The organism is Fibrobacter sp. UWCM, from assembly GCF_900129735.1.
Classification (GTDB): domain Bacteria; phylum Fibrobacterota; class Fibrobacteria; order Fibrobacterales; family Fibrobacteraceae; genus Fibrobacter.
The window spans coordinates 21,938-33,395 of the sequence record NZ_FQWR01000019.1 but is presented as its reverse complement, the minus strand read 5'-3'; the positions used below and the strand labels follow the sequence as shown (position 1 = coordinate 33,395).

Below are 11,458 nucleotides of genomic sequence, written 5' to 3'. Positions count from 1 at the left end.
TTTTCGTATATTTGGCTTGCTCGGGCTATTAGCTCAGTTGGTAGAGCAACGCCCTTTTAAGGCGTGGGTCGAAGGTTCGAGCCCTTCATAGCTCAGTGAAAATCCGGTTCCGAATTCTCGGGATCGGATTTTTCTTTTTGATTCATGGTATCGTGCGCGGAGTTCTTAGCGGCTCTCGTGCTTGCTCATGCAGTGCAGGCTGCCGCCTTCTTCGATTACGGTACGGCTGTCGATTCCTATCACGATTCGGTCGGGGAAAGCCTTCTCGAAGAACTTCTGCGCGACAGCATCGTTCTTGCACTTGTATTTCGGGTAAATTAACCCGCCGTTCACGAAAATGAAGTTCATGTAGCTTGCCGGGAGAATCTGCCCGTCGCTGAGTTTGCGCTGCGGCGGGAGCGGGAGAGTCTCAACGACGGCGTTCTTGGCGTAGAAGGCCTTGAGCCAGGTTTCGATGAGGTATTTTGCCTCGGAAAGTACCTGCGCGTTCTTCGATTTCATGCCCTTGTCCCAGGCGATGACGACCTTGTCCTTCGCGATGAATCGGGCCACGTTGTCGATGTGGCCGTCGGTGTGGTCGCCGTTGAGGCCGTGGGGGAGAATCAGCAGGCTCTTGAGCCCGAGCATCTCGCATATCGCCTTGATGATTTTCGACATGTCTTCGGGCTTGTTGCGGTTCTTGCCCACGAGGCAGTCTAGTGTCGTGATGCCGAGCCCGTCTCCGTTCACCTCGATTGCGCCGCCTTCAAAAATAAACGGGACGCTCGTGCCCTTGCCGTAGCCGGTGGCCTTCATGATTCTTGCCGGAATCTGGTTGTCGTTTTTCCACGGCGGGAACTTTGCGCCCCAGGCATTGAACTGCGTCTCGGAAACGATTGTTCTCTTGCCCTGCTTCACGAAGAACGGCCCGTAGTCGCGAATCCAGATGTCGTCGGTCTTGATGTTCAAAAGCGTGACGGGGAAACCCGGGCTCTGGAGCATTTCCATCTCTGCGTCGGTAAGGAATTTCTTGCTTGGCACGAGAAGGTTCACCGGCTGGAAGTCGCTGATGGTGCGGATGAGGTCGATGTAGAACTTGCGGATTTTTACACCGCGTTCACCGTACCAGTTCTGCTCGTTGTGCGGGAAGCTGAGCCATGTGGCCTTCTGGTCTTCCCATTCGGCGGGATATCGGACTGCTTTTGTCATAGTTTTATTCTTCTATTTTTCGCACCAGATCTTGAGGATGTCGCCATAGAGGTCGATGCGGCGGTCGCGGAAGTGCGGCCACCAGCGGCGGTTTTCCTCGGTTTCGGCGAGGTCGATTTCTACGGTAGAGACTCCGAGGAAATCGGGAGCGCATTTCTCGATGAAGTATCCGTCGGGAGCGGCAACGAAGCTTGTGCCCCAGAACGTGAGGTGTCCTTCGGTGCCGATGCGGTTAGCCGCCACCACGAACGTGCGGTTCGCAATCGCATGCCCGCGCATGACGGTGGTCCAGCTGTCCTGCTGACGCGGGTAGATTTCCTCGGGTTCGGAATCCATCCAGCCGATGGCGGTGGGGTAGATGAGCACGTCTGCGCCCTTGAGACTCATAATGCGGGCGGCTTCCGGGAACCACTGGTCCCAGCAGATGAGCACGCCGAGGGTGCCTGCGGATGTCTTGATGGGCTCGAAACCCGTATCGCCGGGGATGAAGTAGTATTTCTCGTAGAAGGCGGGGTCGTCGGGAATGTGGCTCTTGCGGTAGAGGCCTGCAATGCTGCCGTCGCGTTCGAACACGAAGGCGGAATTGTGGTAGATGCCCCGGGCGCGCTTTTCGAAGAACGGGAACACCACGACCGCGTTCAGTTCTTTGGCGATGCCCTGCCACTGTGCTACCAGCGGGTGGTCCTTTTCGATAGCGAGGTCAAAGAAGTCCGCGTTCTCCTCGAAAGGGAAGTAGGGGGTATGGAAGAGTTCCGGCAGAACCACCAGGTCGTAGCGCTTGCCCTTGAGGGCGCGGGCCTGTTCCACGTACCAGGCGTTGTTGCTTTCGAAATCGCCTGTCCACTTGCCTTGCAGCGTCGCTATCTTGATCTTGCTCATAAGTCATCCCCGCGATTCTTGTTGTCATCCCGCGTTTTTGTCATCCTCGCGCAGGCGAGGATCTACTTACTTTTCGAAATACTCCTTCGCCTTCGCAACAACGTCTTCGACCTTGACCATGGAGAATTCCTTTTCGTTGCGGAACTTCCATTCGACTTCGCCGTTCGCGAGGCCCTTCTTGCCGATGGCGATACGCACCGGAGAACCCCAGAGGTCAGCGTCCTTGAATTTGACGCCCGGACGTTCGTCGCGGTCGTCCACGAGCACGTCGATACCGGCGGCTTCAAGTTCCTTCTCGAACTTCTCGGCGAGTTCCACGAGTTCGGCTTCCTTGCCAATCGGAACGATTTCCACCTGGAACGGGGCGATGGACTTGGGCCAAATCGGTCCGAAGTCATCGTGGCTGTTTTCCACGACGGATGCCATCAGGCGGCCTACGCCGATGCCGTAGCAGCCCATGATGGCGGGAGCGGTCGTCTTTTCGGCGGTGAGGAACTTGGCACCCATGGATTCGGAGAACTTGGTGCCCAGCTTGAAGATGTTGCCCATTTCGATACCGCGGGTCTCGGTGAGGAGCTCGCCGCAGCAGGGGCACTTGCAGACTTCGGAAGCTTCGGCGATGTCGGCCACTTCGAACTTTGGGAAGTCGCGCTTCGGGTTGCAATGCTTGAAGTGGAAGCCTTCTTCATTGGCGCCGGTCACGAGGTCGAAGGAATCGGCAATTGCTTCATCGACAATGATGCGGGTGTCATGAGAATTGATCGGGGACGCAAATCCTGGAACCATGCCGCAGGCCTTGATCAAGGAGTCTTCGGCGGGGTAAAGTTCTTTAGCCTTCAGGAGGTTGTGGAGCTTGATTTCGGAAACATCGAGGTTGCCCGGAACCACCACCGTGATGAGCTTGCCTTCGAAGTCAAAGAACACGCACTTGGCGGTCGATTCAGCTGGGACGTTCAGGAACTTGGTGAGATCTTCGATGCTTGCGCAGTGCGGAGTTTCGACCTTTTCGAGAGCTGCATTTTCGTCGCCCTTGAACGGCACGCGCTGGAACTTCGCGATTTCGCGGTTGGCCTGGTAGCCGCACTTCTTACAAAGAATCAAATAATCTTCGCCGTTCGGAGTATCGAGCATGAATTCGTGAGCGACCTTACCGCCCATGATGCCCGTATCGCTCTGCACCACCACCGGTTCAATGCCCACGCGGCGGTAGATGCGCAGGTAGGCGTCATATTCTTCCTGGTAGTGACGGTCCAGGTCTTCCTGGCTGGTGTGGAAACTGTAGGCGTCCTTCATCAGGAATTCGCGGACGCGGATGAGGCCGCCGCGGGCACGGGCTTCGTCACGGTACTTGGTCTTGAACTGGTAGAGCATCACCGGTAGTTGCTTGTAGCTGTTGAGCACGTAGCGCACCAGGTCGGTCATGGCTTCTTCATGCGTCATGGCGAGCACCATGTTGTGGTTGTTGCGGTCCTTGAAGCGGAGCAGTTCTTCGCCAATGGCCTGGTAACGGCCCGATTCGCTCCAGAGTTCAGCGGTCTGCACCACCGGCAGGTCCACTTCGATACCGCCAATCTTGTTCATTTCTTCGCGGATGATGTTCACGATCTTCTGGATTACGCGGAAGCCCATGGGCATCATGGAATAGATACCGGTAGAGACGGGCTTGATGTAGCCGCCGCGCATCAGGAAGATGTGGCTCGGCATGGTGGCGTCGCTCGGCGTTTCGCGGAGCGTCACATAGAAGTACTTCGAGAGTTTCATTTTTAGTCCTTTTTGGCGGACCTGCCGCCGTATAATTTCGGAGGGGAAAGATAGAAAAAAAGGTGCGCTATCTCGTCATGTTCCACGGGTTATGGGCCGTTTTTGACATTCTAAATCATTGGTTTATGAAAAAAGCATTTTGGAGAGCAACGTGGCACCAGAATGAGAATGCGTATCAAAAAATCAAAGGACGGAGCATGACTCCGTCCTTTTTGTATCTAATGCATTTTAAGCGAACTTATTTGGGCAATTCAGCTTTCTTTGCCGAGAGCATGGCTTTGGCTTCGGCGATTTTTTCCGGAGGAACGCCCAGTTTTTCAAACACGCTGAGAGCGTCGGCGTGGCCTTCCGTTTTGCCTTCGGCCTTGCCTTCAGCCAAGCCTTCGGCCTTGCCCTCTGCACGGGCGCGGACCTTCAGCGAGGCCAGATAGTCCAGTTCTTCTTCGGTCATCACCATGTTCTTTGCCTGTTCCTTCAGGAGTTTTTCCGATGCTGTTCCCACAAGGAGGCGCTTGATCGCTTTTGCGATTACACCGTCGTCGAAATCGGGGAGGTCGTCGGACGAACCTGCGTTCTTGAGCAGGTAGAGCCAGCGGTCCTCGGCGGTGTTGATTTCTTCGCGTTTCTTGCTGAACTGCGTCAGGTCGTACAAAATATACTTAACCTTTTCAGAAAGCGTCAAGCCCTGTTCGTTGCGGATTGCCCAGGTGCCGCGGTATCCGGACTGCTTTTCCAGGTGAAAATCGCAAATCCAGATAGCGAAGGTGGGCGGGAATTCGTAACGGAGATCATAGCGCTGGGTGCGTTCCTCGTCGGTGAGTTCCCTTGCGGGTTCCTTGAAGAATTCCTGGTCCCATTCGTGCTTGCTCTGGAGCATGAATGCGCTGTGCTGCAAAAGGATGCGTTCGATGAAGCGGCTGTGTTTCGCCTTCTGCATTTCCACATTGATGCAGAATCCGGTCGAAGTCGTGGCGCGAATGTCGAGCCTGAAAGTCTTGACCTGCGGGAAAAGGATGTTTACTTCCGTATTCTTGATGGTGACGGCGGTGATACGGTTGTCGCCTTCCAGCTGGAACACTCCGTTCAAGAAACTGATGAGCGCCTGCTCGTCGTTCAAAAAGGCCTTGAATGCGGCGTCGTAGAGCGGGTCGAGGTAGGTGCGCTTCTTGATTTCTTCGTAGGTCTGCTGGATCCAGATTTCGCGAGAAGTCTGTGCGTAGTCGGGAACAAATTCTTCCTGTTCCATAGGTATTCCTTTGCCGTATAGACGTTTACGGTACGCGAAAGGGACGCGTAAACATACGGCGGTTAAAGTGCTGTGTTTTTTTTGGAAATGCACCCGCATTTTTGCGGGTGGAACTCTACGTTGCTCGCCATGGGGCCGGCTTCCCCACAGGGTTCCTGTCCTCGAGCCGCAGGCTAGTTGCACCATGCGGAGGGAGAACGGCGTCAAGCAGATAGTTAAACTTCCTGCCCGGATGGAATACGCTGTCAGCAGGATTAATGCAATCTACGGGGTATAATATACATAATTTGATGGGCCGCGTGCAAGCTTTTTTCTATCTTTACCACGTTCAAAATTTCAAGTGACTAGGTCACAGGATTAGATTAACATGGCAATGCAAGACATGAATGACCAGGTGCAGGCTCGTTTGGCGAAGCTTGCGAAGTTCAAGGAAATGGGCATCGAGGCCTATCCGCACAAGTTCAACCGCACGCACGATTCCAAGATGCTCAAGGAAAACAAGGAAGCCCTGATGGCATCGGGCGAGGAAGTCGCCTTCGCTGGTCGCGTTGTCCGTTTCAACCGCAAGGGAAAGATGTGCTTTATGCACCTGAAGGACCGCTATGGCCGCCTGCAGGTGGTTTGCGCCCGCGACGAGGTGGGCGAGGAGAACTACGAAGTCGTCAAGATGACCGACCTCGGTGACTTTATCGGCGTGAACGGCTTCATGTTCGAGACGCAGACGGGCGAGTACTCCGTGCATGTAAAGAAGGTGACGATGCTCTCCAAGGCCGTGCGCCCGCTTCCGGTCGCGAAGGAAAAGGTGGACGAGAACGGCAACAAGGTCGTGTTCAACGAATTTGCCGACGTGGATACCCGCTACCGCCAGCGCTACATCGACATGGCCCTGAACGACGACGTGAAGGACGTGTTCATCAAGCGCTTCAAGATTCTGCAGGCAATCCGCGAATACCTCATCGAGAAGGGCTTTATCGAGGTCGAGACCCCGACGCTCCAGCCGATTTACGGCGGTGCGAACGCCCGCCCGTTCACCACGCACCACAACGCCTGCGACATGACGCTCTACCTGCGCGTGGCTCCGGAACTTTACCTGAAGCGCTGCATCGTGGGCGGTATGGAAAAGGTTTTTGAATTCTCCAAGAACTTCCGCAACGAAGGCATGGACCGCACGCACAGCCCGGAATTCACCGGCCTCGAGTTCTACGAAGCCTACGCCGACTACAACGACATGATGGTGCACTTCGAGAACATCTACGAGCGCGCCTGCATTGCCGCTAACGGCACCACCAAGATTGACTACCAGGGGAAGGTTATCGACTTCAAGGCCCCGTGGCCCCGCTACAGCATGATCGAGGCCATCGAGAAGTTCGGCGGCCTGAAGGTCAATGAAATGAGCGACGACGACATCAAGAACAAGATGGAAGAACTTGGCGGCCACCTCGACGGCGAATTCAGCCGCGGCCGCGGGATTCTCGAACTGTTCGAGCTTACCGTGGAAGACAAGCTCATCCAGCCGACGTTCATCAAGGACATGCCGACCGAGAGCACCCCGCTCTGCAAGAAGCACCGCACCATCGAAGGGCTCATCGAACAGTTCGAGCCGTACGCTAACGGATGGGAGCTGGGCAACGCCTATACCGAACTTAACGACCCCATCCGTCAGCGTGAGCTCCTGGAAGACCAGGTGCGCCGCGGCCGCGGTGGCGAAGGCGAAACGCACCCGATGGACGAAAACTTCATGCACGCTATCGAAAGTGGCCTGCCTCCTACGGGCGGCGTTGGCTTCGGTATCGACCGCATGGTCATGCTGCTTACGAACCAGCAGACCATCCGCGACGTTCAACTGTTCCCGCTGATGAAGCCGGAGACCTAATTATCGATGAATAAACTGGAATGGCTCATCGCCTGGCGTTACCTGGGGGCTCAGCGCAAGAGTCTCTTCGTCTCGCTTATCGGCATTTTCAGTATGCTCGGAGTGAGTATCGGCGTGTTCGCGCTGGTGGTCGCGCTTGCTGCGGTCAACGGCTTCGAGGAAGAGGTCACCGCCCAGATGATAGGGAAGGACGCCCACCTCGAAATCATGTCGTACAACGGCGAGCCTATCGCGAGTTACGACAGCCTTACCCGCGAGGCAAAGAACCGCGATTCGAACATCGTGGCCTCGTCGCCGTTCATCATCTACAAGGTGGGCATCAGCTCCAAGAAGGTGAACGACGGCATCGTGATTTACGGCATAGACGCCGAGAGCGCGAAGGGCGTGACCGACATCTACAAGTACATCAAGTGGGGCGAGTATTCCGTCGATAGCCTCGAAGATTTGACGGGCAAGATGCGCCCGGGAATCATCCTCGGTTCGGGACTTGCGAACCGCCTGCGCGTGGTCGTGGGCGACAAGCTCGTGCTCCAACTGTTCCAGAGCCCGGACGAGGCGCTCGGCTCGGGCCCCAAGATGATGATGTGCGTGGTGAGCGGCATCTTCGAGACGGGCACCTACGAGTACGACGGCAACCTGGCCTACATCGGGCTCAAGGAAATGCAGAAGTTGCTCGGTATGGGCGACGCCGTGATGGGTATCCAGTTCCGCATCAAGGACCACTGGAAGGCGGGCGAGGCGGCCTACGACATGAGCCAGTGGCTTACCTACCCGTACTACTCGATGGACTGGAAGGCGAAGAACATCACACTCCTCAAGTGGATGAACTACGAGAAGTTTATCGTGGCGGCGGTCATCTGCCTCATCATCCTCGTGGCGGCGTTCAACATCATCAGTTCCCTCATCATGGTCGTCATCGACAAGACGAAGGAAATCGGTATCCTCCGCAGCATGGGCTTCAGCAAGGCGGGCATCATGCGCGTGTTCATGCTCATGGGCAGCTTCATTGGCGTGGGTGGCACCATCGTGGGTGGTACCATCGGGCTTGTGCTCTGCAAGTTGCAGGAGGCCTACCACTTCATCACGCTCCCGGGCGATGTCTACGTGATTCCGTACTTCCCGATTTCTGTGCACCTGATTGACGTGGTCCTTATTTTCGTGATTGGCATTGCGCTTTGTGTGCTTGCGACCTTGCTCCCGGCATGGAAGGCGAGCAGGCTTGACCCCGTAGGAGCGATTAGGCATGAGTAGTTTATTGCGGACAGTCGACCTCCGTCGCGTTTTCTCCGAGACGGGCGAACAGCTCGAGATTTTGAAGGGCGTGAACTTCTCGATGGAAGAGGGCGAACTCGTGGCGCTCACGGGTTCCTCCGGCTCGGGCAAGTCCACCTTCCTGAACCTCGTGGGCATGCTCGACACGCCGACCTCGGGCGAAATTCTTTTCAAGGGCAAGCCGCTCAGCAAGTTCAACAGCGACGAGCGCGACGCGTACCACCGCTTCAAGGTGGGGTTCGTGTTCCAGTTCCATCATTTGCTCAGCGAGTTTACCGCCATCGAGAACGTGTGCGTTCCGGGCCGCATTGTGGGCCAGTCCGAGAAGGAATGCCGCGAACGTGGCGAGATGCTGTTGGAAACGGTGGGCCTCAAGGACCGCCTCAGGCACTTGCCGCGCGAACTCAGTGGCGGCGAGCGCCAGCGTATTGCGATTGCGCGTGCGCTCATGAATCACCCGGACCTGGTGCTGGCCGACGAACCGAGCGGCAACCTGGACGAGGCGAACTCCGCGAAGCTGAACGAACTCTTTGGCGAACTCAACGAGACGTTCAAGCAGGCCTTCTTGATTGTGACGCACGACGAGAAGTTGGCGAGTTTTGCGAAGCGCCGTGTGGTGATGCATAACGGATTGATTCAGGATATCGGATAGGAGATTTGGTATGGCTGATAATAACGGAATTTTCTCTGCGAAGGCGAAGGCCGTGCTCCAGGCCGCCCGCATGGCGGCGCGCAACCTCGGGAGCGACTGCGTTTCGACCGAACATCTTTTGCTCGGCCTCGTGCGCGAGGATTCGGGCTTTGCGGTAGAGACCCTCAAGGCGCTCCGGATTAACCTCGTGGACCTGAGCGAAGATATCCAGCGCTCGCTCTCCTCGAACGGCGGGCTCATGACCATCGGCGGCAACCCGCGCGACGGCCTGTTGCAGTTTACGGTCCGCGCGAAGGCGGTGCTTTTCAATGCTGCAAAAATCGCGAAGGAAGAAGGCGACCAGTATATCGGCCCCGAACACCTGATGCTCGCGATTCTCCAGCAGGTCGATTCTCCGGCGGTTGGAATCCTTTCCACATACAACATAACGTACGAAAATTTCCAGCAGACGCTCGACCAGCTCAAGCATAGCGGCGACGGCAACGCCCCGCAGGATATCCCCGAAGAGGGACCGCGCCAGCAGCAGGGCGGGCGCGAGATGCGCGGCGGTTCCAAGTCCAAGACCCCGATTCTCGACCATTTTGGCCGCGACCTCACCGCGATGGCGCGTGCAGGCAAGCTCGACCCGATTATCGGGCGCGAATCCGAAATCGAGCGCCTCATCCAGATTCTCTGCCGCCGCAAGAAGAACAACCCGGCGCTCATTGGCGAACCCGGCGTGGGCAAGACGGCCATCATTGAGGGCCTCGCGCAGAAGATTGTGCAGAAGAAGATTCCCGACCTGCTTGTGAACAAGCGCGTCGTGACGCTCGACGTGGCGGCGATGGTTGCGGGTACCAAGTACCGCGGCCAGTTCGAGGAACGCATGAAGGGCCTCATCATGGAACTCCAGCGCGTGAGCAACTCCGTGATTCTTTTCATCGACGAACTCCACACCATCGTGGGTGCAGGCGGTGCGGAAGGCAGCCTCGATGCGAGCAATATTTTCAAACCCGCGCTTGCGCGTGGTGAACTGCAGTGCATCGGTGCGACGACGATTGACGAATACCGCAAGTACATCGAGAAGGATGCTGCACTCGAGCGCCGCTTCCAGACGATTCTCGTGAACCCGCCTAATTCTGAAGATTCCATCCAGATTCTTGAGGGTCTGCGCCCGAAGTACGAGCAGCACCACAAGGTGCACTACACGCCCGAGGCCATCCGTGCCGCGGTGACGCTTGCCGAACGCTACATCAGCGAGCGGTTCTTGCCGGACAAGGCGATCGACGTGCTCGACGAGACTGGCGCGCGCGTGAAGCTCAATTCCATCAAGGTCCCGCAGGACCTGCTCGACATGGAATCGGAACTTGCCGAAGTCCTTTCGAAGAAGGAAGAGGCGGTTGCGAACCAGGATTACGAGAATGCGGCCAAGTGCCGTGCCCGCGAGGAGGAACTCCAGAGTTCCATCGCGGAACGCAAGAAGCAGTTGCAGGAAGAAGGGCAGGAGACCCCTGTCGTGGACGAGAGCGACATCCGCGACTGCATCAGCAAGATGACGGGCATTCCCGTGAGCCGCCTCGGCGGCGAAGAGACGCAGAAACTCCTGCACCTCGGCGAAGAAATCAAGCAGCGCATTATCGGGCAGGACGCCGCAGTTGATGCGATTGTCAAGTCCATCCGCCGTACGCGAGCGGGCATCCGCAGCAGCAAGCGCCCGATGGGCAGTTTCCTCTTCCTCGGGCCTACCGGCGTGGGCAAGACGGAACTTGCGAAGGTGCTGAGCCTCTCGCTGTTCGGGAGCGAGGAATCCATGATCCGCATCGACATGAGCGAGTACATGGAAAAGCACAGCGTCTCCCGCCTTATCGGTGCTCCTCCGGGATACGTGGGCTTCGAGGAAGGCGGCGGACAGCTCACCGAGAAGGTGCGCAAGAAGCCCTATTCCGTGGTGCTCCTCGACGAAATCGAGAAGGCGCATCCGGATATCTACAACATCCTGCTCCAGATTCTTGACGACGGCATCCTTACCGACAGTTACGGCCGCAAGATCAACTTCAAGAACACCATCATCATCATGACGAGTAACGCGGGTGCACGCGAAGTGCGCCACAGCGGCGGCATGGGGTTCACGAAGGAAGGGGAGACCGACGACTACGAGCGCATGGAAAACGCCATCCGCGAAGAGGTCAAGCGCGTGTTCTCTCCGGAATTCCTGAACCGCATCGACGAGCAGATAGTGTTCCGTGCCTTGAGCAAGAAGGACCTCGTCTCCGTCGTGGACATCCAGATGGGGTTCCTCCAGAAGAACATTTCCGACCGCGGAATCCTGCTGGAAATCAGCCAGGAGGCGAAGGAATTTATCGTGAACAACAATTACGATTCCACCCTGGGGGCGCGGCCTATCCGCCGTTCTATCCAGAACCTCGTGGAAGACGCGATTGCCGAAGGGCTCCTGCTTGGCACCCTCACGGACTTCTCCACGATAAGCATCGGCGTCGAAAACGGCAAGCTCAGTTTCAAGTGCGAAAAGATACAAAGTTAGTAGTGTGTGATGTGTAATGTGTAATGAAATTAATTTCACATTCCACACTACACATTCCACATTTTT

Annotated in this window: 8 protein-coding genes and 1 tRNA gene; 5 read left to right on the top strand and 4 right to left on the bottom strand. The window is 56.6% G+C overall.

Going from position 1 to position 11,458, the window contains the following annotated elements:
* Positions 1-22: 22 nt before the first annotated feature.
* A tRNA-Lys gene (locus BUB22_RS11865) sits at positions 23-95 on the top strand.
* A gap of 70 nt (positions 96-165) precedes the next feature.
* Here BUB22_RS11865 and BUB22_RS11860 read toward each other — a convergent pair.
* The 4 genes from BUB22_RS11860 to BUB22_RS11845 form a co-directional block, all read right to left on the bottom strand.
* Positions 166-1,188 (bottom strand): agmatine deiminase family protein, encoded by a 1,023-nt coding sequence (locus BUB22_RS11860; protein WP_073115302.1) that lies wholly within the window; start codon positions 1,186-1,188, stop codon positions 166-168.
* A gap of 12 nt (positions 1,189-1,200) precedes the next feature.
* A complete protein-coding gene (locus tag BUB22_RS11855) occupies positions 1,201-2,067 on the bottom strand; it encodes a carbon-nitrogen hydrolase (RefSeq protein WP_073115301.1) in 867 nt (288 codons plus the stop codon).
* A gap of 66 nt (positions 2,068-2,133) precedes the next feature.
* On the bottom strand, positions 2,134-3,828 hold the full coding sequence (locus BUB22_RS11850) for a proline--tRNA ligase (RefSeq protein WP_073115300.1): 1,695 nt from the start codon (positions 3,826-3,828) through the stop codon (positions 2,134-2,136).
* Between the two features lie 238 nt (positions 3,829-4,066).
* Positions 4,067-5,074 (bottom strand): Rpn family recombination-promoting nuclease/putative transposase, encoded by a 1,008-nt coding sequence (locus BUB22_RS11845; protein ID WP_073115299.1) that lies wholly within the window; start codon positions 5,072-5,074, stop codon positions 4,067-4,069.
* 367 nt (positions 5,075-5,441) lie between these two features.
* Here BUB22_RS11845 and lysS point away from each other — a divergent pair, with 367 nt between their 5' ends.
* The 4 genes from lysS to BUB22_RS11825 are packed head-to-tail and all read left to right on the top strand — an operon-like array spanning position 5,442 to position 11,392.
* Positions 5,442-6,947, top strand: coding sequence for a lysine--tRNA ligase (gene lysS / locus BUB22_RS11840; RefSeq protein ID WP_073115298.1), 1,506 nt, complete (start codon positions 5,442-5,444; stop codon positions 6,945-6,947).
* A 6-nt stretch (positions 6,948-6,953) separates the two neighbouring features.
* Positions 6,954-8,198, top strand: coding sequence for an FtsX-like permease family protein (locus BUB22_RS11835; protein ID WP_073115297.1), 1,245 nt, complete (start codon positions 6,954-6,956; stop codon positions 8,196-8,198).
* Positions 8,191-8,871, top strand: a complete 681-nt coding sequence (locus BUB22_RS11830; RefSeq protein ID WP_072810710.1) for an ABC transporter ATP-binding protein — start codon at positions 8,191-8,193, stop codon at positions 8,869-8,871. Before BUB22_RS11835 ends, BUB22_RS11830 begins: the two co-directional genes overlap by 8 nt.
* Positions 8,872-8,881: 10 nt before the next feature.
* Positions 8,882-11,392, top strand: coding sequence for an ATP-dependent Clp protease ATP-binding subunit (locus tag BUB22_RS11825; protein WP_073115296.1), 2,511 nt, complete (start codon positions 8,882-8,884; stop codon positions 11,390-11,392).
* Positions 11,393-11,458 lie beyond the last annotated feature (66 nt).